This is a genomic window from Bifidobacterium simiarum, assembly GCF_002802905.1.
GTDB classification, from domain to species: Bacteria; Actinomycetota; Actinomycetes; order Actinomycetales; family Bifidobacteriaceae; genus Galliscardovia; species Galliscardovia simiarum.
This window is the reverse complement of sequence record NZ_PEBK01000005.1, coordinates 186,888-211,005: the sequence shown is the minus strand read 5'-3', so window position 1 is coordinate 211,005 and position 24,118 is coordinate 186,888. Positions and strand designations below refer to the sequence as shown.

Annotated in this window: 22 protein-coding genes; 9 read left to right on the top strand and 13 right to left on the bottom strand. The window is 66.5% G+C overall.

All coding sequences use genetic code 11. The annotated features are described in order from the left end of the window. Nucleotides 1-37: 37 nt before the first annotated feature. Complete coding sequence (locus tag CSQ87_RS06500) at nucleotides 38-733, top strand: response regulator transcription factor (protein ID WP_100513123.1); 696 nt, start codon at nucleotides 38-40, stop codon at nucleotides 731-733. A 32-nt stretch (nucleotides 734-765) separates the two neighbouring features. On the opposite strand, the gene CSQ87_RS06495 is transcribed toward CSQ87_RS06500, so the two are convergent. The 7 genes from CSQ87_RS06495 to CSQ87_RS06465 all read right to left on the bottom strand — a co-directional run bounded on the left by CSQ87_RS06495 (nucleotide 766) and on the right by CSQ87_RS06465 (nucleotide 11,056). After that, nucleotides 766-1,383 carry an isochorismatase family protein gene (locus tag CSQ87_RS06495; protein ID WP_100513051.1) on the bottom strand — a complete coding sequence of 206 codons (618 nt, stop codon included), beginning with the start codon at nucleotides 1,381-1,383 and terminating at the stop codon, nucleotides 766-768. Nucleotides 1,384-1,838: 455 nt separating this feature from the next. Continuing rightward, complete coding sequence (gene acnA / locus CSQ87_RS06490; RefSeq protein WP_100513050.1) at nucleotides 1,839-4,547, bottom strand: aconitate hydratase AcnA; 2,709 nt, start codon at nucleotides 4,545-4,547, stop codon at nucleotides 1,839-1,841. A gap of 42 nt (nucleotides 4,548-4,589) precedes the next feature. Then, a complete protein-coding gene (locus tag CSQ87_RS06485; protein WP_100513122.1) occupies nucleotides 4,590-7,073 on the bottom strand; it encodes an HAD-IC family P-type ATPase in 2,484 nt (827 codons plus the stop codon). 224 nt (nucleotides 7,074-7,297) lie between these two features. Beyond that, the gene (locus CSQ87_RS06480) at nucleotides 7,298-7,927 is read right to left on the bottom strand and encodes a substrate-binding domain-containing protein (protein WP_165776770.1); all 630 of its coding nucleotides are present in this window, start codon (nucleotides 7,925-7,927) and stop codon (nucleotides 7,298-7,300) included. 67 nt (nucleotides 7,928-7,994) lie between these two features. Further along, entirely contained in the window at nucleotides 7,995-9,356 is a 1,362-nt protein-coding gene (locus CSQ87_RS06475; RefSeq protein WP_100513048.1) for a class I SAM-dependent RNA methyltransferase, read from the bottom strand. 86 nt (nucleotides 9,357-9,442) lie between these two features. Further along, nucleotides 9,443-10,183 carry a DUF3159 domain-containing protein gene (locus CSQ87_RS06470; RefSeq protein WP_100513121.1) on the bottom strand — a complete coding sequence of 247 codons (741 nt, stop codon included), beginning with the start codon at nucleotides 10,181-10,183 and terminating at the stop codon, nucleotides 9,443-9,445. A 45-nt stretch (nucleotides 10,184-10,228) separates the two neighbouring features. Continuing rightward, nucleotides 10,229-11,056: a DUF3710 domain-containing protein gene (locus CSQ87_RS06465; RefSeq protein ID WP_100513047.1), complete on the bottom strand. Its 828-nt coding sequence runs from the start codon at nucleotides 11,054-11,056 to the stop codon at nucleotides 10,229-10,231. A gap of 184 nt (nucleotides 11,057-11,240) precedes the next feature. Between CSQ87_RS06465 and CSQ87_RS06460 the strand changes: the two genes are divergently transcribed. Beyond that, entirely contained in the window at nucleotides 11,241-11,804 is a 564-nt protein-coding gene (locus CSQ87_RS06460) for a MarR family winged helix-turn-helix transcriptional regulator (protein WP_165776769.1), read from the top strand. 13 nt (nucleotides 11,805-11,817) lie between these two features. After that, the gene (locus CSQ87_RS06455) at nucleotides 11,818-12,480 is read left to right on the top strand and encodes a YczE/YyaS/YitT family protein (RefSeq protein ID WP_100513045.1); all 663 of its coding nucleotides are present in this window, start codon (nucleotides 11,818-11,820) and stop codon (nucleotides 12,478-12,480) included. 59 nt (nucleotides 12,481-12,539) lie between these two features. Here CSQ87_RS06455 and CSQ87_RS06450 read toward each other — a convergent pair whose 3' ends face one another. Next, nucleotides 12,540-13,397: an exodeoxyribonuclease III gene (locus tag CSQ87_RS06450; protein ID WP_100513044.1), complete on the bottom strand. Its 858-nt coding sequence runs from the start codon at nucleotides 13,395-13,397 to the stop codon at nucleotides 12,540-12,542. Between the two features lie 69 nt (nucleotides 13,398-13,466). Then, nucleotides 13,467-14,549 (bottom strand): tyrosine recombinase XerC, encoded by a 1,083-nt coding sequence (locus CSQ87_RS06445; protein WP_100513043.1) that lies wholly within the window; start codon nucleotides 14,547-14,549, stop codon nucleotides 13,467-13,469. A 135-nt stretch (nucleotides 14,550-14,684) separates the two neighbouring features. Between CSQ87_RS06445 and CSQ87_RS06440 the strand changes: the two genes are divergently transcribed. Next, nucleotides 14,685-15,812, top strand: a complete 1,128-nt coding sequence (locus CSQ87_RS06440) for a glycosyltransferase family 2 protein (RefSeq protein ID WP_243388862.1) — start codon at nucleotides 14,685-14,687, stop codon at nucleotides 15,810-15,812. Nucleotides 15,813-15,869: 57 nt separating this feature from the next. Here the strand turns inward: CSQ87_RS06440 and CSQ87_RS06435 are convergent, their stop codons facing one another. Further along, complete coding sequence (locus CSQ87_RS06435) at nucleotides 15,870-16,643, bottom strand: SGNH/GDSL hydrolase family protein (RefSeq protein ID WP_100513042.1); 774 nt, start codon at nucleotides 16,641-16,643, stop codon at nucleotides 15,870-15,872. 333 nt (nucleotides 16,644-16,976) lie between these two features. Between CSQ87_RS06435 and CSQ87_RS10785 the strand changes: the two genes are divergently transcribed. Then, a complete protein-coding gene (locus CSQ87_RS10785; RefSeq protein WP_133122356.1) occupies nucleotides 16,977-17,180 on the top strand; it encodes a hypothetical protein in 204 nt (67 codons plus the stop codon). Between the two features lie 110 nt (nucleotides 17,181-17,290). Here CSQ87_RS10785 and CSQ87_RS06430 read toward each other — a convergent pair whose 3' ends face one another. Then, the gene (locus CSQ87_RS06430; protein ID WP_165776768.1) at nucleotides 17,291-17,953 is read right to left on the bottom strand and encodes a GNAT family N-acetyltransferase; all 663 of its coding nucleotides are present in this window, start codon (nucleotides 17,951-17,953) and stop codon (nucleotides 17,291-17,293) included. A gap of 172 nt (nucleotides 17,954-18,125) precedes the next feature. On the opposite strand from CSQ87_RS06430, the gene CSQ87_RS06425 reads away from it, so the two are divergent. Next, nucleotides 18,126-20,183, top strand: a complete 2,058-nt coding sequence (locus tag CSQ87_RS06425) for a bifunctional ADP-dependent NAD(P)H-hydrate dehydratase/NAD(P)H-hydrate epimerase (protein WP_100513040.1) — start codon at nucleotides 18,126-18,128, stop codon at nucleotides 20,181-20,183. A gap of 11 nt (nucleotides 20,184-20,194) precedes the next feature. Here CSQ87_RS06425 and CSQ87_RS06420 read toward each other — a convergent pair whose 3' ends face one another. Further along, nucleotides 20,195-21,016, bottom strand: a complete 822-nt coding sequence (locus CSQ87_RS06420) for a carboxymuconolactone decarboxylase family protein (protein ID WP_100513039.1) — start codon at nucleotides 21,014-21,016, stop codon at nucleotides 20,195-20,197. A 191-nt stretch (nucleotides 21,017-21,207) separates the two neighbouring features. Here CSQ87_RS06420 and CSQ87_RS06415 point away from each other — a divergent pair, with 191 nt between their 5' ends. From CSQ87_RS06415 to CSQ87_RS06405, 3 genes are all read left to right on the top strand, one after another. Continuing rightward, on the top strand, nucleotides 21,208-21,489 hold the full coding sequence (locus CSQ87_RS06415; RefSeq protein ID WP_100513038.1) for a DUF6725 family protein: 282 nt from the start codon (nucleotides 21,208-21,210) through the stop codon (nucleotides 21,487-21,489). Between the two features lie 71 nt (nucleotides 21,490-21,560). Beyond that, nucleotides 21,561-22,190 (top strand): HAD family hydrolase, encoded by a 630-nt coding sequence (locus CSQ87_RS06410; RefSeq protein ID WP_100513037.1) that lies wholly within the window; start codon nucleotides 21,561-21,563, stop codon nucleotides 22,188-22,190. Between the two features lie 139 nt (nucleotides 22,191-22,329). Beyond that, a complete protein-coding gene (locus CSQ87_RS06405; RefSeq protein WP_100513036.1) occupies nucleotides 22,330-22,992 on the top strand; it encodes a TetR/AcrR family transcriptional regulator in 663 nt (220 codons plus the stop codon). A gap of 24 nt (nucleotides 22,993-23,016) precedes the next feature. Here CSQ87_RS06405 and CSQ87_RS06400 read toward each other — a convergent pair whose 3' ends face one another. Then, nucleotides 23,017-24,111 (bottom strand): prephenate dehydrogenase, encoded by a 1,095-nt coding sequence (locus tag CSQ87_RS06400; protein ID WP_100513119.1) that lies wholly within the window; start codon nucleotides 24,109-24,111, stop codon nucleotides 23,017-23,019. Nucleotides 24,112-24,118: the final 7 nt, after the last annotated feature.

Below are 24,118 nucleotides of genomic sequence, written 5' to 3'. Positions count from 1 at the left end.
TTCCTCTTCCGTCTCCCCGGTGATTGCCGGCAGCCCTATGACCGCCGACAGTTCCGCGTCTGGCCGGCCGATCACCGTGAGTGTCGTCGATGACGATCCGATGATCTGTCAGGCGATGTCGATGATTCTCAATGACTATTCCGGCGGGCGGGTCACCGTGGTCTCCACGTCGGGCAACGGCCGGGACGCCGTGGAACAGGCACGTGCCGAACATCCGGATGTGGTGCTGATGGATATCGCCATGCCGGGCGGGGATGGGATCGAGGCCACGGCGAGGCTGCGGCGTCTGCCGGATCCGCCGCATGTGCTGATTCTCACGTCGCTTTCGCCCAAGGATACGGTGGAACGGGCCGCCGAGGCCGGGGCCGAGGGGTTCGTTTCGAAAACGGATGCGCCGGAGGAGATCATCGATCGCATCATCGGCGCCTGCGAGGGCCGGCCACAGTACAATCCGGCGAGTCAGCGACAGCTGCTGGCCGATCTGCATGCGCACCGGCCATTGACCCGACGGGATGAGGCGCGCGCCCTGCTGGACACGTTGAGCGAACGGGAACGTCAGGCGGTGCTGCTGGCCGCCGAGGGACTGACCAATCAGGAGATCGCCGAGCGGATGTTCACCAGCGAGCGGACGGCGAAGGCGCATCTGTCGTCGGCGTCGGAGAAGCTGTGCATGAGCCGAGTGCAGATCGCCCAACTGGTGGGCCGGGCCGATCTGCCTTCGCCGCTGGACTGAGCCGGATCAGACGGTTACGCCGAAAATCCCGGTTACGCCGAGGGTTCGAGACGGACTCCTGCGGCGGCCATCTCCTTGCGCGCGGCTTCGCCGAGTTCGGGGCTGACCGGGACGGTCAGGTCGGTGAACACGCGGGTATGGTAGCCGAGCTTCACGGCGTCGAGCGCGGTCTCCTTGACGCAGTGGGATTCGGCGATGCCGACCACGTCCACGTCGGTGATGCCGGCCGCCTTCAGGGCGTTGGCGAGGGTATGGCCCTCCTCGGTGGCGATGCGGACTTCGGCGCGGGACTGCTGACGGTCCGAATTGTCTTCGATGCCTTCGAGGCCCGAGTAGGCGGCCGAGTACTGGCCCTTCTTGAAGTGGTGTTCGATGCCCAGCGCGTTGATCGCCGGATGCAGATTCGCGTTGACGGTGCCGGCCACGCCGTGTTCGGGCCAGGTATCCACGAAATCGGGTTCGGCCGAGAAGTGGGAGCCCGGCACGATATGCCAGTCCTGCGTGGTGGCGATGTAGGCGTAGTCGCCGCGGTGGGCGGTGACATAGGCGGCGATGCGTGCGGCCACGTCGTTGCCGCCGTCGACGCCGAGTTCCCCGCCTTCGCAGAAGGTGGGCTGCACGTCGACGATGATCAGTGCTTTCTCGCTCATGGAAACCTCTTTCGTACGGATATGTCCGTCCCCATGATACGTGGACGCGCGTCGGGAGAAACCGTTTGCTTCCGAGGATGACGGACGTTCCCGAATACGACGATGGGCCGGAACCTTTCGATTCCGACCCATCGAACAGTCGTTCATTCCGTCAAGGAGCTAACCCCCGAAATGAGATGACGCGCGTGTCCTCAAGGCGCACCGAGGGAAGGCGTACGAAGGTACGTCGACCGAGGAGCAACGCCGAGGACACTCCGTCACTACCCGAAATGAGATGACGCCGTGTGCCCTCGGTGCGTCAGCAGGCGAAGGCGTATCGGCATACGTCGAACCTGCCGAGGTGCCGAGGACCCCATCCCCCGAAATGAGATGACGCGTGTGGCCTCAAGGCGCACCGAGGGAAGACGTACGAAGGTACGTCGACCGAGGAGCAACGCCGAGGACACTCCGTCATCTCATTTCGCCTTCGCCATGAGGTTGCGGAGGACATACTGCAGAATCCCTCCGTTACGGTAATAATCCGCTTCACCGGGGGTATCGATGCGGACGACCGCGTCGAATTCGGTGGTGTGGCCGTCGGGGTGGGTGGCGGTGACGTGCACGGTCTTGGGGGTTTCGCCGTCGTTGAGTTTTTCGACGCCGGCGATGTCGTAGGTTTCGGTGCCGTCGAGGCCGAGGGATTCGTAGGATTCGCCGTCGGGGAACTGGAGCGGGAGGACGCCCATGCCGATGAGGTTGGAGCGGTGGATGCGCTCGAAGCTGCGGGTGATGACGGCTTTGACGCCGAGCATGAGGGTGCCCTTGGCGGCCCAGTCGCGGGACGATCCGGTGCCGTATTCCTTGCCGGCGAGGACGACGAGGGGGGTGCCGGCGGCCTGATAGTTGAGGGAGGCGTCGAAGATGGTGGACGGCTTGCCGGTGGTGAAGTCGTAGGTGAAGCCGCCGGGGGTGACTTCGTTGCCGGTGGAGGCGAGCAGCTGGTTCCTGAGGCGGATGTTGCCGAAGGTGCCGCGGACCATGATCTCGTGGTTGCCTCGGCGGGAGCCGTAGGAGTTGAAGTTCTTGGGCTCGACGCCGCGCTCGGTGAGGTACTTGCCGGCGGGGCTGGAGGCTTTGAACGCGCCGGCCGGGGAGATGTGGTCGGTGGTGACGGAGTCGCCGAGCAGGGCGAGCACGCGGGCGCCGTGGATGTCCTTGACCGGGTCGGGCGTGGCGTTCATGCCGTCGAAGAAGGTCTGCTTGCGCACGTAGGTGGACTTGGGGTCCCAGGCGAACAGTTCGCCTTCAGGCACGTCGAGGCCCTTCCAGCGGCGGTCGCCTTCGAAGACGGAGGCGTAGTCCTTGAGGAACATCTCGCGGTTGACGGTGCCGGAGACGACGGCTTCGACTTCCTCGTTGGTGGGCCAGATGTCCTTGAGGTAGACGTCGTTGCCGTCGGCGTCGGTTCCGAGCGGCTGGGTGGCGAAGTCGAAGTCCATGGTGCCGGCGAGCGCGTAGGCGATGACGAGCGGCGGGGAGGCCAGGTAGTTCATCTTGACGTCGGGGCTGATGCGGCCTTCGAAGTTGCGGTTGCCGGAGAGGACCGCGGTGACGGTGAGGTCGTTGGCGTTGATGGCTTCACTGATTTCGGGCAGCAGCGGGCCGGAGTTGCCGATGCAGGTGGCGCAGCCGAAGCCGACGAGCTGGTAGCCGAGGGCGTCAAGGTCGTCCTGGAGGCCCGCGGCCTTGAGGTAGTCGGCGACGACCTGGGAGCCGGGCGCGAGCGAGGTCTTGACCCAGGGCTTGGGGCTCAGGCCCTTGGCGTGCGCGTTGCGGGCGATGAGGCCGGCGGCGATCATGACGGACGGGTTGGAGGTGTTGGTGCAGCTGGTGATGGAGGCGATGGCCACGTCACCGTTGTTGAGGTCGAAGTCGCCGCGGAAGGACGTGGAGACGGGCACGGGCTCCTTGACGGTCTTTTCGGTTTCGTAGGCGGGCAGGGTGTCTTCGAAGGTCTGCTTGGATTCGGAGAGCTTGATGCGGTCCTGCGGGCGCTTCGGGCCGGCGATGGAGGGGACGACGTCGCCGAGGTCGAGCTTCATGTATTCGGAGTACTGGGGTTCGACGTAGTTCGGGTCCTTGGCGTCGCCCCACAGCTTGTTGGCCTTGGCGTAGGCTTCGACGAGGGCGACCTGCTCCTCGGACCGGCCGGTGAGGCGCAGGTAGTCGAGGGTGACGTCGTCGATGGGGAAGATGCCGCAGGTGGAGCCGAATTCGGGGCTCATGTTGCCGATGGTGGCGCGGTTGGCGAGCGGGACGGAGGCGATGCCTTCGCCGTAGAATTCGACGAACTTGCCGACGACGCCGTGCTGGCGGAGCATGTCGGTGATGGTGAGCACCACGTCGGTGGCGGTGACGCCTTCGGGGATGGAGCCGGTGAGCTTGAAGCCGACGACGCGCGGCACGAGCATGGAGATGGGCTGGCCGAGCATGGCGGCTTCGGCCTCGATGCCGCCGACGCCCCAGCCGAGTACGCCGAGACCGTTTTCGGTGGTGGTGTGCGAGTCGGTGCCGACGCAGGAGTCGAGGTAGGCGAGCGTGTTGCCGTTGGCTTCGGTCTTGCTCATGATGACCTTGGCCAGGTATTCGATGTTGACCTGGTGGATGATGCCGGTTCCCGGCGGCACGACGCGGAAGTTGCGGAAGGCCTGCTGTCCCCAGCGCAGGAACTGGTAGCGTTCGCCGTTGCGCTGGTATTCGATGTCCATGTTCTGCTGCACGGCGTCGGCGATGCCGTACTTGTCGATCTGCACGGAGTGGTCGATGACCATGTCGGACTGGACCTGCGGGTTGATGACCTCGGGGTCTCCGCCGAGGGCCTTGACGGCGTCGCGCATGGTGGCGAGGTCGACGATGCACGGCACGCCGGTGAAGTCCTGCATGACGACGCGGGAGGGGGTGAACTGGATCTCGTGGCTGGGTTCGGCGTTCGGATCCCAGTCGAGCAGCGCCTTGACGTGTTCGTCGGTGATGTTGGCGCCGTCGATGTTGCGCACGAGGTTCTCCACCAGCACCTTGAGCGAGTAGGGCAGGTGATCGATGCCGGGCAGATCGGCGATCGAGTAGTAATCGAATGTCTTGTCGCCCACCGTCAACGTGGTGAACTGATCGTCATGAACGGACATGCGACCTCCGTGATCTTTTACGAAATCATTAACATGTCCGTTCTAGCGTGTTTTTGTTTCGTGTGTAATAATGCGCCCGATCTTTGGGACGCCCCATACGCAGACGGCGAAGATGACGGAGGCGATGGCGAGCGCCGCGCCGGTGGCGACGAGCGTGGCGCCGGTGGGGATGATGAGCGCGAAGAAGCCGGCCACGAAGGGGATGAACATGCCGATGACCCCGCAGGCGGCGAAGAAGATGACGAGGCCTCCGCGCCATGAATTGAGGGGTCGGGCGACGCGGGAGAGCACGAAGACGCCCATGAGGAACAGGATGATGGCGCTGGTGGCGCGCAGGGAATCGAGGTCGGCGGGGCGGCTGAGATCCCAGCCCATGACGCGGGGGACGATCCACGCGCTGAGCAGCACCGACAGTCCGGTGGCGATGCCGCCGGGCAGGGCGAAGGCGACGACGCGCCTCAGGAATCCGGGGATGTACCGGCGCGTGTTGGGTGCGAGCGCGAGGATGAACGCGGGCATGCCGATGGTGAGCGCGCCGACGTAGGTGATGTGCCTCGGCAGGTAGGGATAGGGCATGGCGGTGAGCACGACGCCGAGGGAGATGATGGCGGAGTAGACGGTTTTAACGAGGAACAGGCTGGCGACGCGTTCCATGTTGGCCATGACCTGCCGGCCTCGGGCGACGACGTCGGGCAGGTGGGAGAACTTCGAGTCGACGAGCACCACCTGGGCGACGGCCTTGGCCGCGGGCGCGGCGTTGCCCATGGCGATGCCGAGGTCGGCCTCCTTGAGGGCCAGGGTGTCGTTGACGCCGTCGCCGGTCATGGCCACGGTGTGGTTCCGCCGGTGCAGGGCCTGTACGATGGCCTTTTTCTGATCGGGCAGGACACGGCCGAGCACGTCGACATGCTCCAGAGTGTCGGCGAGCTCGTCGAGGCCGGTCGGCAGTTCGCGGGCGTCCATGTACCGGGGCGTTTCGTCGCCGGTGAGACGAACCTTGCCGGCGATGGCGGCGACGGTGCGGGGATTGTCGCCGGAGATGATGCGGCAGCGCACGCCCTGTTCGCGGAACCAGACGAGGGTGCGTTCGGCATCGTCGCGGATGTGTTCGGAGCAGACGGCCAGTGCAACGGGCGCGACGTCGGGGAGGATCGTGGGATCGTCGACGAGCCACCCCCAGTCATCCTGCGGATGACAGCCACCGCCGGCGGGGGCGATATCATCAGGCGCCGCCTTGGCGAGCAGCACCACGCGGCTGCCTTCGGCGGCGATGGCGTTGGCCCGTTCGAGCACGTCGGCATGGTCGCCGTCCATAGCCGAGATCAGCACCTCGGGCGCACCCATGTACCAGATCGCACCATCAAGGGCCACCGCACTCCATTTGCGCGCCGAGGAGAACGGCACGCGCGCCGCGACCTCGCCGGCCGTCATGCCACGCTCCCCCAGTCCGGCGAGGATGGCCTTGCCGGTGCCGTTGGGCTGCTCCTCGTTCGCCAGATCGTACAGCGCCTGCTCGGCCTCATGACGGGCCGCCGGCGAAGCGACGCCGGCGAGCGTGTCCAGCCGGTCGAAGGCGATGCCGCCGCTGGTGATCGTACCGGTCTTGTCGAGGTTGAGCGCATCCACGCGGGCGAGGGTCTCCACGGATTCCAGCTCCTGCACGAGCGTGTTCTTCCGGGCGAGACGCATGGCGGCCACCGCGAAGTTCAGCGAGGTGAGCAGCACGAGGCCTTCGGGGATCATGCCAACCACGCCGGCGACCGCGGAGACCACGGCCTGACGCCACTGTCCGGTGGCGATCGCGGCATCCCATCCGCCCACCGTGTTGATCTGTGTCCAGATCAGCAGCACGCACAGCGGCACGACGAGGAACGTCATGAACTTGAGGATCGTGTTGATGCCTTCGTTGAGGTCGGATCGGGTCTTCTTGTAGACCTTGGCTTCGGCGGCGAGCCTGGCCGCGTAGCTGCGCTCCCCCACCGCACTCACCCGTCCGATCGCCATGCCAGAGACCGCGGTCGCACCCGAATACGCGGTGTCTCCGACCTGCTTGCGGACGGTCCGCGACTCCCCGGTGAGCATGGATTCGTCGAGTTCCAGACCCCACGTCCGTGTGATCTCGAGATCAGCGGGCACCTGCTCGCCGGCGCGGATCCACAGCAGATCATCCTGGACGATCCGGTTGTGGGCGATCTCGACGTTCCGCCCGTCCCGCCTGACCAGATACGTCGAGGCCACGAGGATCGAGAGCCGGTCGAGCGTGCGCTTGGCCTTGAGCTCGGTGATGATGCCGATGCCGGTGTTGATAATGATCACGAAGCCGAACACCGAGTCTCGCCACTGGCCGGTGAGCAACACCATCACCATGGCCACGGCGATGATCGCGTTGAACAGCGTGAACACGTTCGCGCGGATGATCTGTCCGATCGACCGGGACGACTTGTCCTTGGTGACGTTGGCCTTGCCTTGCGAGACCCGATCGCGGACCTCCCGGGCCGTCAGACCGTCGTCCTCGATCGGGGGCATGATCGCCGGTCGGGTCATCGTGACGGACTGTTGGCTCACCGACTTCTGGGGCACGGATTTCTGGGTCACCGGATATCGCCGCCTTTCGAGTTGGATGCCCCACCATTATTTCAACGCGAGATCATGGCCGGGCGAATATACACACGCTCTTCACCGGGCATCCCATTTCGACGAGCCCTTTCCGGCCCGTCGGCATCGCCCTCCGTCTTCACGACCACTGCGCTTCATGACCACTGCGGCACGAGACGGACGTTCATCACCTTCCCGTGCGGCACGTCGTCCACGATGTTCGCCAGCGCGTCGGCGATGTAGTAGGTCTCCCCCTCGGCCTTATCCGCTGCGTTGCCGGACGCGTTGCCGGCCAAGCCGTCGGTCAGCAGATGGAATCTTGCGGCGTACAGCGTCTGATCATCGGGGGTGATGGTCGAATCGGCCAATACCACCGGGATCCCGGCCTGCCGTGCCTCGCCCAGCGCCTCCTCCCAGCCGGTCGCCCGGTCGGCCACGATCACGATGACCTTCACGTTGCGTTCCAGCAGATCGGCCACGGCCTTCTGCTGACCGCCGGCGTCGCCGTTGGAGGCGAGGAACACGGGGTTGAGGTCGCCCTGATCCATGGCCTCGACGAGCCGGCGGTTGACGTCGTCATCGCCCGGCTTCGAACCGCCGACCACCCCGACGTAGAGGTCGTGCCGGTCGACGCCGTCATGCGCCACCGCGTCCGCGGAATCCTGGGTATCGCCTACGGCCCTGCCCTGCGGCACGCACCCCGCCAACGGCATGATCATCCCCGCCGTCAGCAGCACGGCCGCAACCGACCTGCCGAACCGCCGTCCGGCCCCATGTCTCATCATTCGCCCATCCATCGTCTCCCATTCTACGGGCGCGGTCTCAGGGGGAGCCAAGCGTTTTACCTCGGGCTCAGCGGGTGAAGAGGGCGACGGTTTCGACGTGGTGGGTGTCGGGGTAGATGTCGTGGGCCTCGATGTGACGGATCGAGTAGCCCAGCCCGACGAGCGTGGCGGTGTCGCGGGCGAGGCTGGCGGGGTCGCAGGCCACGTAGACCACGGCGGGGGCTCCCGCTTCGGCGATCTGACGGCACACCTGCTTCCGGGCGCCGGCGCGCGGCGGGTCGAGGACGACCACGTCGGGTCGGGAGAAATGCTTCGGCACCACGCGCAGGGTTCGGGACACGTCGCCGGTGCGGGCGTCCACGTTGCCCAGTCCGGCCCGGCCGAGGTTGCGGTGCGCGTTGTGCACGGCGGTCTTCGCGCCTTCGATGCTGAGCACGCGGGTCCGCTCGGCGGCCAGCGACGCCAGCGGCAGGGTGAACAGTCCGGATCCGGAGTAGAGGTCCCACAGTACGATGTCGCGTCCGTTGCGGCGGATCACCCGGCCGAGCGATTCGCGAACCAGATCAAGCACCGTGTTCGCCAGCACGTTCGGCGCCTCGCGATGCATCTGCCAGAAGCCTCCGGCGTCGACGGTGTACGTGAACTCGTGTGGGTCGCCGTTCGCGTCGTTGACCGTCACCCGCTCGGTGAGCGCCTGCGTGCCGGCGCGCAGCTCGCCGTCGACCAGCACGGCGTAGTTGCGATCATCCGGCGAAGCGTTTCCGCCCGGTTCGCCGGTCAGTCCGCCGCGCGGTTCGGGCACGGCGACGCGGATCTGGGCGCCGGCCTCGAATCCTCCGTCCCACACATGCTCGTGTTCGGCGACGGCGTTGAGCGCATCGGTGGCGAGAGGCATCGCGTCGATCGGCACGCGCACATGTGTGCCACGCCGGCGCATGGAGGGACGCCCTTTCTCGTCGACGATCATCTCGATGCGGGTGCGCCATCCGAGGCCGTGCCGTTCGTCGTCGCCGGGCACGCCGATCACCGGCACCTCCACGTCGACGTGGCCGAGTCGTTTCATCTGTTCGCTCACCGTGGCCGACTTCCATGCCCGCTGTCCGGGAACCGACACATGGATCAGGTCGGCGCCGCCGACTCCCCCTCCGAAGGCGAGCGGTCCGGCGAGCGGCCACGCGGGCTCCACACGATCCTCGGAGGGCTCGATCACCTCCGTGACTTCGCCGGTCCAGAACCGGTCGTCGCGATCATGGGGTTCGTCCAGCGCGATGGTCACCAGTTCGCCGGGCAGGGCGAAGCGGACGAACACCACACGCCCGTCGATGTGGGCGACGCAGCGGCCCTGATCGGCGTAGCGTTCGATGCGGACCTGATGGGTGGTCGCGGCGGACGGGGTGGCCGCAGCGGATGGGGTGATCGGGGTGGGCATGGGTTCCTTTCGTCGGGCGCCTGAAAGTCCGGTTATCGGTCGGTCTTGGTTGTCGGTCGGTCTGCGGGACCGGTTGGTTTCGGTTGTCAGTCGGTCCGTTCGGCCTGCGGATCGCGTCGTCGCTCTTCGATGCGATGGCGGTGCAGCGGCGTGGCGATGACGAGCCAGGAGACCCAGATCGCCAACGCGAACAGGGGCACGCCCATGATGAGTCGTGCCGTGCCCAGCCATCCGACGTGATTGGTCAGGTACATCGGGATCTGGATGCCCAATCGCAGCGCGAACACGCCGATCCACAGTCCGCTGACGATCATGTAGGCGTTGAGCAGCTGCCGGTCGGACCGCCATGCGGCAAGCCACTGACGGAAGTGGTCGGTCGCGGGGTTGCGGATGAACTCCACGAGCACGCCGATGCCGGGGATGCGCGCGATCAGCGACACGGCAAGCACGATGATCCAGAACGAGTTGATGAGGAAGCCGGGCAGATAGTAGTTGCGCGCGTCATGGCTGAACCACGCCCAGACGAGGCAGATGCCCACCGCCAGCACGCCGGTGAGCGCGCCGAGCACGGACTGGCGCTGGACGAGCCGCACCGCCACCTGTATGACGGCGATCGCCGCGGCGACCATGACCGTGATCTGCAGGTCGCGCGTGGCGACGAACAGCACCACGAACACCACGCCGGGCAGCATGGATTCGATCACGCCTCGAGGGCCTCCGATCGCGTCGATGACGGAGAAGTCCTCGTTGGCAAGCGACGCCATGCCGCTGCGGCGGGAGCCGTCCGTTCTCTCGTCCGCCTTGTCGGCCGCTGTATCGTCCGTCATATCATCGGCAGACGTCATGTCGTTGTCATCCGTCATGGGGACCCGTCAGCGCATCTCGGAGAACAGCGGGCCGCGCTGCAGGGTGGTCTGCTGCTCCACCTGATGCACGGGGGTGAGCGGACCGTCCGGCTTGCCGGGGATCTCGGTCTTCTTCTCCTGTTCCTTGGCGGCTTCGGCCTCGGCGAGCTTCCTGCGCTCGGCGGGGCTGACGGGCGCGTGCATGGGGATCATGTCGCGCGGGGCGAGCGGCTCCTCGCCGCGTTCGACCACCACGTCGGCGAAGTACTTGTCGAGCGTCTTCTTCTCCTCGCCGCCCTTGGCCGCGGGACCGGAGAAGATGCCGCGCAGCATCCAGCGCGGTCCGTCCACGCCGACGATGCGGGTGTCGAGCGTCTTGTCGCCCACCTTCACCGGCAGGGTCAGCTCCTTGCCGAACGTCCCGTCGACCTCACGGGCCCCCTTGTTGGCCTCCAGCAGGTCGGAGCGCACGTCGTCCCACAGGCCGAACGACTTCGGTGCGGCGAACGCCTCCATCTCGAGGCTGGAATCGCCGAGCGTGATCGTGGCGCCCAGCACCTGGCCGCTCTGGCGATTGGCCTTGAGTCTCAGTTCGATGCCGGGCAGGAACGGCAGGTACAGCGAACCGATGTCAAGGTAGTCGTCGTAGTCGGGAACGTTCTCGTCGTCGACGTCCCACGGGCCCTGGTTCTCGCCGCGCTCCCCCTCGCCCGGCGCGACCGGCTCGGGCTTCTCGGCTTCGGCGGTCTCCTCGGCGCCGGCCTTCGCGGCGTCCTCGACCTTCTCGTCGGCCTCGGCGCTCTCGGCCGCCTCGTCCTGACGATGCTTCTTCCTGCCGAATCCGAACAGTCCCATGGTGGTTCCTCATTTCCTTGGCGATGCAATCGTGATAAGCCTAACACCTGCCTTGCGCACCCGTCACGAACGCGGTCCCGCCGTGGATGTTCGCCTTCGGCCGCACAGCCGGTCACCCATTCACCCACATATAGTTTGCATGCAAACTAAGTGCTATGATGGGGCCCGAATAAAGGAGGCAATCATGCTGGACGACGAACTGCATTTCCTGCTGCTGCGCGCATTCAACCATTCCAACCGCAGGATCGATGCGGCGATCCGAGCGATCGGTCTGCTCCCCGGCCAGCCGAAGATCATCGAATGCCTTTCCGAACGCGACGGACGCACCGCCAAGGAGATCTGCGCCGAATGCATCCTCGACAAGTCCACGATGACCGGACTGCTCAGGCGCATGGAGCAGCGTGGACTGGTCCGACGCCGGGTCAGCGAAACCGACCGGCGATCGTACCGGGTGTTCCTCACCGAATCCGGCCGGGACTACGCCGCGCGCATCGCCGCGATCATGCACGACGCCGACGAGACCGCCATGCGCGGCATGGACGAGAAAACGCGCCGGAGACTGCGCGAGGGACTGCGACACGTCATCGCGAACCTCGAAGACCGCGCACGCAACGACCGCGCACGCAACGACCGCGCATTGGAAGACGACGCACTGGAAGACCCCACACTGGAGAACCACGAAGATTCCAAGAAGACCACAAGGGTCCAGCAGGACTCGGCCCAGCAGGACTCGACCCAACAGGACTGAAGGAGAACCGATCATGCCATACTTCGCCAAGCGCCTGATCTCGATGCTGGCCGGACTCGCCATCGAATCGTTCGGCATCGCGCTGATCACCAAAAGCAATCTCGGCACCTCGCCGATCTCGAGCGTCGCATGGGTGGTGACGCTGCGGTTCCCATGGATCAGCTTCGGCGTCACCACCTTCGTGATGAACGCGGTCTTCGTCGCCATCGAGGTCGCGCTGCTGCGCCGCGACTTCCACCCCGTGCAGTATCTGCAACTGGCGGTCACGTTCTGGTTCGCGGCCACGCTGGACGGCAGCATGACGCTGCTGACGTGGTTCTCCCCCGACGCGTGGTGGCTGCGCGGCATCGGACTGCTGCTCGGCACCACGATCCTGGCGCTCGGCATCTGCATGGAGGTGGCGCCCGGACTCATCATGGTGCCCGGCGAGGGCATCGTCCGTGCCTTCTCCACGGTGACCAAGGTGCGGTTCGGCACGGTGAAGGTCTGCTTCGACGTCTCGCTGATCGTCATCGCCACGGCGCTCTCGTTCGTTTTCTTCGGACGGCTCAACGGACTCGGCGTCGGCACGATCGTCGCCGCCGCGATCACCGGGCTGATCGTGAACTTCCTCAACCGGCATGTCCGCTTCGTCGCCGCCGTGGAGCCGGCGCGAGCGAAGCGGGCAGAGGCCTGAAACGGCCTGAGACAGTGGCCTGAGTGAAGCAGCGGCCTGAGACAGTGGCCTGACCGACCTCACACGTCGTAGCTGATGGTCAGGGGCGCGTGGTCGGACCAGCGCAGATCGTAGGTGGGGGCCTTGTCGATCACGAACCCGCGGGCGGTTTCGGCCAGCTCGGGGGTGGCGAACTGATAGTCGAGCCGCCAGCCGACGTTGTTGTCGAACGCCCGGCCGCGCTGGCTCCACCAGGTGTACGGCCCTTGAATGTCGCCGGCGAGGTCGCGCATCACGTCGACGAACTCGTACTCGTCGATCCAGCGGTCCACGTAGGCGCGTTCGGCGGGCAGGAATCCGGCGTGCTTGACGTTGCCCTTCGCGTTCTTGATGTCGAGCTCGGTGTGGGCGATGTTGAAGTCGCCGCACAGCACGGCCTGCCGTCCGCCCTTCGCCGCCTCGTCGCGCAGTTCGCCGAGCCGGACGAGCATGGCGTCGAGGAACCGGTACTTCTGCGCCATCTTGATGTCGTCATCGGCGTTGCCCGCATGCACGTACACGCTCGCCACGGTGATCTCATAGCCCTGCGGGGTCCGCACGTCGGTCTCGATCCACCGTCCCGAATCCACGTCCTCGTCCAGTCCGGGAAGCCCGTGGCGGACGGCGACCACGGGCAGGGAGGAGACCAGTCCCACACCGGCCCGGCCCTTGACGCGGCACACCTCGTTCTCACGGCAGAGCCCCTCGGGCGAGTCGATCGCCCCGGCGCGCACGTATCGTCCCGCGAAGTCGGCGAAGATGGCGTCGACGTCCTTCTGCGGGGCGCGCACCTCCTGCATGCACCACACGCTCGGGGTGTGGGCGTCCACCCACGCGCCCACGTTCTTGCGGTTCGCCGCACGGATGCCGTTGAGATTCGAAGTCGTGATGCTGATCATGAGGACCGAGTGTAGCCGGGCGGCGGGTCAACGCCCGTCCCGGGACTCCCCGACCGGCCACGCCTGCCGCTACGCCCGGGGAAACGCCTGATCGTAGCGTTCGATCAGCTGCTCGATGGAGACGTGCGTGTACCGCTGCGTGGTCTGCAGCGAGGAATGGCCCAGCATCTCCTGCACCTCGCGCAGATCGGCCCCGCCGTCGAGCATGTGGGTGGCGGCCGAATGGCGCAGGGCATGGGGACTGATGTCGGGCACGCCGGCGCGGGCCGCGGACCGATGCACCACCTGCCTCACCACGCGCTGGTTGATCCTGGCGCCCCGCACCCCGAGGAACGCGGCGTCGCCGGCAATACCGCCACCGTCGGCGCTGCTACCGCCGGCCCTGCCACTGTCGACACCACCCGACCTGCCATGCGGCACGACCGGCCGTCCCTGTTCCAGCCATGCGGCGAGCGCCTTCGCGGCCGGCACGCCGAACGGCACCACGCGCTGCTTGTTCCCCTTGCCCGTCACCCTCACGGTATGCGTGGAGAAGTCGATGTCGGCCACGTCGAGGGAGACGAGTTCCGCCACACGGATGCCGGTGGCGTACAGCAGTTCCACGATGGCCGCGTCGCGCAGGGCCACCGCATGATCCAAGGCTGCCGCATGATCCGGCGCCACCGCATGATCCGACCGGCCTTTCACAGTCCGTTTCCCATCACCGGAATCAATGGAGCCGCCTGAGGGATCGACAGCACCGGCAGCATCCGTGGAAGCATCCGACTCCGCGTCACGATCCACGGTGTCCATGAGGTCACGCGCCTGCCGCTCGCTGAGCACGGCGGGCAGCACGGAGGGGATCTTCGGGGTCTTCAACGCGGACGCCGGATCGGCGTCGATCATGCCGTGCTCGGCCAGATACGCGAAGAACGCGCGGATCGACACCACCTTGCGCGCCATCGAGGAACGCGAATGGGACCGGGAGCGCGACGCCATCCACACCCGCAGATCGTCGATACCGACGTCGCGCAGACTGTGCACGCCGCGGTCGGCGAGCATGGACAGACAATCCGCGACATCGCCGTCATACGCCCGGACGGTGTGCTCGCTCAGCCCGCGGTTCACCCGCAGATAGCGTACGAACGCGTCGAGTTCGTCCCGATAGTCCATGATCGCCCGGCCTCCGTTCCCCGCGGGCCGTGCCGGCCCCGCCTTCCGTATGCGCCACATGCATTCATACCGCATCCATGCGTCGCGGCGCCATCTTAGTCGTGTCGGAGTACGGTGTGGTCTACCGTATGAGTGATGGACACGAACAACGCAGTGACGGATACGAACAACGCAATGGCCAATCAGCCCGAAGGCGACGGACCCGACGAAACCCGGACGGACGGCGCCGAGCAGCCCCGGCGCACGGTGATCACCTTCGTCATCCCCTCATACAACGTGGAGGACTATCTGGGCCGATGCCTCTCCTCCCTGCTGATCGAGCAGCAGCTCAACGACGTGGAGATCATCATCGTCAACGACGGCTCCACCGACGGCACGCTGGCGCTGGCCCGGGAATACGCCGGCCGGTACCCGCAGATCCGCGTGATCGATCAGGAGAACAAGGGACACGGCGGCGCGGTCAACACCGGCGTGGCCAACGCCCGCGGCATGTACGTCAAGGTGGTGGACGCCGACGACTGGCTCGATCAGGTGGCCCTGCGCAACGTACTGGCCGAGCTGCGCCGGCAGGCCGACTCCCCCGCCCCGGTCGATCTGCTGATCACCAACTACACGTACGAGAAGCAGGGCAAGCGCATCAAGCAGACGATCCGGTACGCCGGCGTGATCACCCCCGGACGGGTGATCGGCTGGAACGAGGTGAGGCGGTTCCGTCCCGACCAGAACCTGCTCATGCATTCGCTGACCTACCGCACGAAGATCCTGCGCGAGAAGGCACGGCTCGAGCTTCCCGAACACACGTTCTACGTGGACAACATCTACGCGTACGCCCCGCTGCCGCAGGTGCGCACGCTGATGTACCTCGACGAGGACCTGTACCGCTACTTCATCGGCCGCGAGGGACAGTCGGTGCAGAAGGACACGATGATCCGCCGCATCGACCAGCTGATCCGCGTGGTGCAGCTGATGATCCTGGCCACCCCGTCACGCGACGCCGTGCCGGAGGGCCTGTACCGGTACATGATCCACTACCTGACCATCAACATGGGCATCGACTCGGTGTTCATGGTGCTCTCGAAGGACCGGGAGAACTATCGTCGCAAGGACGAGCTGTGGCGATATCTGGACGAGCATGCGCCCGAGGCCGGTCAAGCCGTGCGGCATACGCTGATCGGATCGCTGCTCACCGTGCCCGGACCGGTCGGCCGCGGACTGATCCGCGTGGGCTACTGGTTCGCCCACAACGTCTTCGGCGTGAACTGAGTCCCCGGCGTGAACTGAGTTCCCGACACCGGCCGGCCGATTGCCCCAAACTTGCCGTCAGCGGAACCGTTCGGCGAGCCAGCCGTCCAGCAGCTCGCCGGACCGTTCGGCCATATACCGGTAGCCGAACGCCCCCGGATGGAAATGATCGGAGGCGTAGAAGGCCGCGTCGTCGGCGTTGACGTCCTCGTGGGCCATGTCCACGTAGCAGGCGCCGTAACGCTCGCAGATCCGACGGCTCGCCTCCACCTGAGCGTCCACCATGCCCCTGAGGCTTTTGCGCAGCGCGCCACCCAATGCCGGGCTGTTGTACAGCTGCCCGCAGCTGAAGACGACGACGTGTTCGCTGACGGCCTTCGCCTCCTCGAGCGTGGCGGTCAGATCCGCCTCCCACTCCGCGACGCTGCGCCGGGCCATGATGTCGTTGGATCCGGCGATGACGACCAGCAGATCGGGATGCCCCTCGACCTCGGGAAGCAGACGGTACCGCACGCGACGCATGGTGGCTCCCAGACGGCCGTGGGCCTCCCACGCCACCGGCCGGTCGAGACGTTCGGCGAACACGCGGGCCAGATCGGGGACGAACCCCTCGGACTGGTCGTCCACACCGCATCCGGCCACCATGGAATCGCCGACGGCCGCCATGCGCAGCGGCGGGCGATCCCCCGCCGCGACCTTTCCCCCCGCATCCCCTGCGGCGGCGCCCACCGTGCCGTCCACCGTGCAATTCACCGTGCCATGACGGTCGCCCTCGGGTTCGGGGGCCAGATGTACGTGATGGCCGGCCCACAGCGCCTCGGCGATGGCGATGAGTTTGGTCAGTGCGTTCATTGGATCCTCGTTCCTTCCCGTCCGGTATCCGGACGCCCGATCCGGATATCATGCCCGGATCAGCATACTCCTTTCCGGCCGTTTCCCGTTCCCCCGAACCCGCGTCCCGGCGGGTGAGACCCCTGACCGACCGGAGTCATTCCACATTATGGGACAATATGACGCGTCGGTGGTCCGATGCTTTACATCGGTCGGGGAAAGGGCTATTACGGAGGTTGGCGGGAAGGCCCGGAAAGCCGGAAAGCCCCGGTCATGCGAAAACGGCATGACGCAGGTTGGCTCCTGTTGTTTCCATGAGAGACGACGAAGTATTTGTGAAATGAGGAGTTCATCATGGCAAGTAGCGAATTGGTCGCGGAAGTCGCTAAGGCTCAGACGGTGCAGGATGTGCTGGCCGCTCTGAAGAACGCCGGCGAGGAGCTGACGTTCGAGCAGGCCGACAAGCTGTTCGGCAAGGTCCTGCAGGCCAAGTCCGATACCGCGGAACTGGACGGCGACACCATTGCGGGTGCCATCGACGAGGCTCTGGCCAAGTAACCTTCCCATGTTCCGGCGTGACGCCGGATCCGAGAACGTCAAGGGCGCGACTCCCCATCGGGAGCGCGCCCTTTATCGTTGCGGTCACTTCATCGTTGCGATCGTTGCGGTCACTCGACGCCGTATCGCTCCAGCTGATGGGATGTCGCATCATCGTAGATGTACATGTCCAGCGTCTGGTCATGGCCGTTGAGGCTGAACGACACGTTCCGGGCACAGCGGCGGATCAGTCCCCGGTGCTCGTAGAAGCCGAAGTCGCAACTGGTGTCGGTGAAGAGGAAGAAGTCCTCGATGCCCCGCTGGCGGAAATAGTCCATGGCCGCGCCGAACAGGCGGCGGCCGACGCCGTGCCCCTTGAACTCCGGGGAGACGATGAACAGCACCACCTCGCCCTCGTAGCGTTTGCCCGCCGCCTTCGCGGCCTGCCGCAGTCTGGCGTCGGCGCGCTCGTAGCCGGCGAACATGCGCAGGCCCTCACGGCCCTCACGGCTGAGGGCGAGACGGGCGATCGTCATGATCTGCCGGGCGATCAGCGCATAGTCCCGGCGCGGTTCTCGCAGATCGTTGGCCACGATGAATCCGGCGATCCGGCCGTCGATGTCGGCCACACGCATGAACGTGCGGCGCGACAGGCAGTTGCAGGTATCGATGCGGGCGAACCGGACCGCGGTGGCGACCCCCACCTGATCCTCGTAGTTCCATGTCCTGCCGACGATGTGCTCGATGCTCGGCAGATCCTCGGCGCGCATGCTTCTGAGTACCACTTGCGACATGTTGACGGCGACCTCCATTCGTGCCTCCACCCTAGCCGATACGCGACGCGACCGGCAAACCGCCCACGTCGATGCGGGCTTTTCTCCGCGGATAGAGAGACAATGGTGGGGCACAGCCGGCAGGCGAGATCCGCCCAACGTGCCGGCGGGAAGGCTGAAAACGATGATGTCGATGCTGTTTGATGAGGATGCCGAACTGGACGACGAATTCGTATCGACGGCGTTCGCTTCCGACGACGTGCGTGCCATGGAGAAGCCCCTGCTCGACTCCGGCGTGCCGCTGATGCACATGGCCGCCTCAGCCGCGGCGATGTCGGCCCGCGTGATGCTGGCCCGCGCGCAGGTCTCCCCCGACGACGCGCGGATCGTCCTGCTGGCGGGTGGCGGCGACAACGGCGGCGACGGACTGTTCGCGGCGGCCGAGCTGGCGGACCAGGGAGCCACGGTCACCGCCGTGGCCGTGGGCCGGAGCCTGCACGCCGAGGGTCTCGCCGCGTTCGACCGTGCCGGAGGCGAGGTGATCGTGCTCGACCCGCGCGCCGAGATCGAGGGCCATGCGGCGCCGGCCGACGAGGACGAGGCCGCCGACCTCTTCGACGAGGCATTGGACATCGCGCAGGACTCGCACCTGGTCATCGACGCGATGACCGGCATCGGGCTTCAGGGAGCGCTGCGCGGTATCCCCGCGCATATCGCCGAGGAGCTGGGACGACAGTCCGGACTTCCCGAATCCATGGCCCTGCCGAGCGGCGAGAACCTCGGCGCGTTCCCGCTGGTGCTCGCCGTGGACGTGCCCTCCGGCGTCGGCGTGAACGACGGCGCCCTTCCCGGCCCGTACATTCCGGCGGACGTGACCGCGACGTTCGGCGCGATGAAACCGTGCGCCCTGCTGCCGCCGAGCGCCTACGTCTGCGGCCAGCTGGTGCTGGTGGACTTCGACTTCGACACTACGCGGTTCACGCCGGCGGTGGAGGCGATGACCTCCCGCACCGCCGCGCAGATCATCAGGCTGCCGCATGTGGCCGATTCGAAGTATTCGCGCGGCGTGACGGGGCTCATCACCGGCTCGCAGGCGTACCCGGGTGCGGCCGTGCTCTCCTGCCATGCGGCGGCGGTCTCCAACGTGGGCATGATCCGCTACCGCGGGCCGGCACGGGCCGAGGATCTGGTGCTCAGGGAGGTGCCCGAGGCGGTGATGGGCGGCGGCCACGTCCAGTCCTGGGTGGTCGGCTCCGGCGTGCCGAACGGCGAGGCCGACGAGCATGGCGACGATGCGCAGCGCCGTGAGATCCGGGCGCTGCTCGCCCGCTATGACGCGCAGACCGAGGGCAGCGCCGACATGCCGCCCGTCGTGGTCGACGCCGGCGCGCTCGACCTGCTGCCGGAGACGTGTGCACCGCAGGTGCTGATCACGCCCCATGCCGGCGAACTGGCGCGCCTGATCTCGGAACGGGACGAGGACGTGACCGCCGACGAGGTGATGGCCGAGCCGCTGCACTGGGCCACCCGCGCCTGGGAGCTGACGGGGGCCACCGTATTGCTCAAGGGCGCGATCACGGTGATCGTGGGCTACGACGAGGAAGGCGGACCGAGCGTGATCACGTCCGGATCCGGCCCCGCATGGCTTTCGTCGGCCGGGGCCGGCGACGTGCTGGCCGGCACATTGGGCGCCGTGCTGGCGCAGGGCGCGGACACGCTGCGGATCATGCCCGACCAGGTCGGCATCCATGCCGCGACCGGCGCGTTCCTCCATGGCCTCGCCGCACAGCTGGCCTCCGAATCGCTGCAGACCGGCTGGCGCCGTCCGGTGGTCTACGACCCGGACAGCGCCTTCGACTTCCTCGAGGCCATGCAGCCCGTCTCGAACATGCTGGCCCACACGGGCTATCTCGTCGGCTCCCTCGGTCACCCGATCACGGCAAAGGACGTCATCGAGGAGCTGCCGCACGCCTTCGCCCTGCTGATCCGCATGTACGACGATCATGATGACGACGGGATCGGTCCGGACGATCTTTCCGGAGCCGGTTTCAACCCCGACGGGCCGGCGGGCGGGGATGACGACGATCCGCATGGCGACGATCCCGTCGGCGGTGACATCATCGACGACGACGCCGTCATCGAACCGGACGACGACGCCGATGACGGCGACGGCGTGTATCTCGACGCCGACCGCGACTACACCGACGAGGAGCTCGACGCCCTGATGGACCGTCTGACGTCCCGCCGGTAGGGTCGCATCCGCTACTCGGCCGAATTCTGTTCAGCCGAATCCTGCTCGGCCAGTCCCTGCATCGCCTCGCGCTCCGCGTCGACGGCGTCCGAGGCGATGTCGACGCATCGCAGGGCGTTGGTCGCCCTCGGGTAGCCGATGTACGGCAGGCACTGGGAGATCACGGCGATCAGGAACCGGCGGTCGACGCCGGACCTGATGCGAGCCGCGGCATGGCTGACCAGCTGCGGTTCGCATCCGCCCAGCGCCGCGAGCAGACACACCGTGACCATCTCGCGATCGGCGAGGTCGAGACCGCCGCGCGTGTAGTAGTCGCCGTAGCAGTTGTCCGTCTCCCACGTCCGGATATGGCCGGTCGCCTCGTCGCGCGGAGGGCGGTCGGCGGCGCCGAGCACCTGCCGGCGGATCCGCTCCCCCTCCGTCCTGCGGGTGGATTCGTCGACGGTGCCCTGCTGCTCGACCGGCAGCGCGATGTCCCGGTCCTGGAACAGGTCGTTGGTGGCCGTCAGGAACGGCAGGACGCGACCGAATCCCAGATACGGCACCGCCTGATAGACGATCTCCTTGACCTGCACGGGCGTCACGCCGCCCTTCAGCGCCACCGACAGCATGATGCCGTATTCGTCAAGGCCGCCGCAGCCGATCAGCGCGGCCAGGATGGCCATCGACCGGCGGGCGTCGGTGAGATCGGGATGGTTGGCGTTCGGCTCGCCCAGCACCTCGTCGTAGGCGAACCGGTTGAACAGCTCTACGAACTGTGGGTCCGAGTCCCCCAAGGCGATGTCGTCCCTCCAGAACTTGCGCGCCGACTTCTTCAGTGAATCGAATGCCATATCCGCTCCTTATTTCGTTCGTCGGTGCCCAACTTACCCGAACAGGTGCCGTAAGGGGGCTGTGAGTCGCCGTCCTCCCCCGATTCCTCCCATGCGCACGTCCGCATCATGCCGGCCGCACCGCCGAATCGTGCCGGCCGGTCACGCCCCGCGAAGGCCCATGCCCGCCGGTCGCGCCTATGATGGAGCGCATGAGACTTCCCGAACACATCCCCACGGGCGCGCGCATCGTCGTGCGCTGCACACTCGGCGTCGACGAGCATGACGGGCGCGAAAAATACCGGGACGTCGTCGGCCATGTCCTCGGATGGGACGGGGACACGCTGACGGTGCTCAGGGACGAATCGGCCAACGGATCGCGCCCCGCCGAGGTGGTCACCGTGGAGGCCGCGACCATCGTCCGCCTCAAGCCGATTCCCGAACGTCCGAAGTTCGGCGGCGATCCCATATCGCGACACGATCCCATACAATGACTATGGCGCCCGTTCTCATGGCGCCGGACGGATCGACGACAAGTCGACGAACCATCGACGAAAGAGGGACCATGGCCGAGGCGACCATCACCGACGTAATATTCGACTTCTGCGGCGTGCTGTTCGACTGGCAATGCCGGGACGCGATCGAAGGAGTGTTCCCGCAGGACGTGGTGGATCGCATCTGCTCGGATGACGACGAATGCGGCTTCTACCGCTACGAGGACCGGCTCGACGCCGGCGAGGATCTCGACGACGTGCTGGCCGACTACCGCAGGGAGTTCGGCGACGAGCTGGCCGGCATCTTCCGCTACTATCAGGAGCACTACGAGGACGCCCTGCCCCGTCTGATCCCCGGCATGCGGCAGCTGCTCGAGGACCTGCACGCCGCCGGACTCGGCGTATGGGGATTGACCAACTGGGGATGGCAGACCTTCCCGAAGGCGTTCGCCAAGTTCCCCGAAATCGAGGAGCTGCTCGACGGCACGATCGTCTCGGGCATCGAAAAGCTGCACAAGCCGAACGCCGACATCTACGAGCTGGCCATGAGCCGGTTCGGATTGACCCCCGAACGGTCGGTGTTCTTCGACGACACCGCGAAGAACATCGATGGCGCCCACGCCGTCGGCATGCACGCCTTCCGGTTCACCGACGCCGAGCAAGCACGGAAGGATCTGGCTTCGCTGGGCGTGACGCTGTGAGTCCGACGGCTGTCGCGGCCGCTTATTCCAACAACGTGTTGACTTGATTGCCGATCGGTCCTAGGATGACGTAACAACGGCGGGCCGGGGACCTCCGTCCCGCCGACGGCATGTCAGCGAAAGACGGAAGGCGGCGGTCATGGCCCAGCGTAGAAACACCCGCACCGAAGCGGCGATCAGAACGGCGTTCATCACCCTGCTCAAGCAGAAGGGGCTCAACGCGATGACCGTCAGCGACATCGCCCGTCTGGCGAACATCAACCGCGGCACCTTCTACACCCATTACATGGACAAGTTCGACCTGTGCCAGCAGCTGATCGACAACGCGCACGCGGACCTGACCGACATCATCCGCACCTCGTCGGCACGCTACGGCGCCTCGCCGACGAACAGCCGGATCGAGCTGATCCAGTACGAGACGATCCTGCAGTGCCTCGTCTACATCAAGCAGGACTACGCCTTCTTCGATGCGATCTCCCGCAGTGGCAACGACATGGTGCTGTACAGCAAATGCAAGGAGCTCATCGCCGAACTGCTCACCGTGGAGTTCGAGCAGCAGGCCGGCGGACCGGCGAACACCGCGACCGTCGTCTCCGTCTACGGCAGGGAGATGATCGCCTCCGCCACCACCTCCGTCCTGTGGCTGTGGATGCGCCGCGGCTGCGTCGAGCCGCCGGAGACCATCGCCCGGTTCATTGACACCGCCCGTCACCTGCCCCCGGTGGACGTGATGAACGCGCGGCTCGTGGAACGCTCCGCCATGGCCCGACAGTCCGGTGCGAACGGACCGCAGGGCCGGTAAGGCCGGAATGTCTCGCTCGGGATCTCAGACCAGCGCCGTGCGCACCTGCACGGCGAATGTGGTCGGCGATTCGATCCCGACGATATGCTCGCCGCGTTTCGCGGATTCCAGCAGTTCGTCCCGCCAGCCGGTCTCGGTCACGTTGATCCGCAGCGCCTGCGCATCAACGGATTCGTTCGCCGAAACGGCACCGGAGGCCGTACCGGATTCCCGAGCACGCTGACGGGCCTTGAACTCGCGGTACGGCCGGGCGGCGGCGAAGAACCCGCGCGATTCGGCCAGCGCCCGCCCCACGTCTTCGGGGTCGCCGCTCCCCTCCCGCTCCAGCACGTCGGCCATCATGGCGAGCCGGGCGCTCACGCTGCGCAGCAACCGGGCCACGTTGTCGGCGTCCTCCTCCACCATCGCGCGGGTGCGATCCGGATCGGTGAGCGCCACGCGGGTCATGTCCCGCCATGATCCGGCGGCGAGGGCCTGCGCGATATTGCGTTCGGAGGTTTCGGTCAGTTCGTTGGCCAGCGCCGTGGCCACCACATGCGGCATGTGGGAGATCAATGCGGCGGCACGATCATGGGTGTCGTCGTCCAGCACGATCACGCGGTTGCCCACGCCCCGTACGATCATCTCCGTCACGGTGAGCAGTCGGGCGTAGTCGGTGATCCCGTCGTAGGTCACGGCCCACAGCGCGTCGTCGTACAGTCCCGGGTCGGACGCCGCGTATCCGGACAGTTCGTTGCCGGCCATCGGATGGGCGCCGACGTACCGGTCGTCCAACCCCACGGCCTTCACCTCGTCGCGCACCTGCCCCTTGACACTGCCCACGTCGGTAAGCGTGGTGGCCTCGTCGAGCACCGGGGCGAGTCGGGCCAGCACGTCGGGCATGGCGCGAAGCGGCGTGCACAGCACCAGCACATCCGGCTTAGCCGAGGCAAGATCCTCCACCCGCGCCACGCATTCGATGCCGGCCCGCCGGGCTTCGGCATACGGTGCGTCGCGATGGTTCCATGCGATGACGCGGCGGCCGCGGGCCGTCAGACGCCGGGCGAGAGAGCCGCCGATCAGGCCCAGTCCGGCGATGGCGATGACGTCGGCCTTCGGCAGACCGTCGTCGCGATTCATGCCGGTC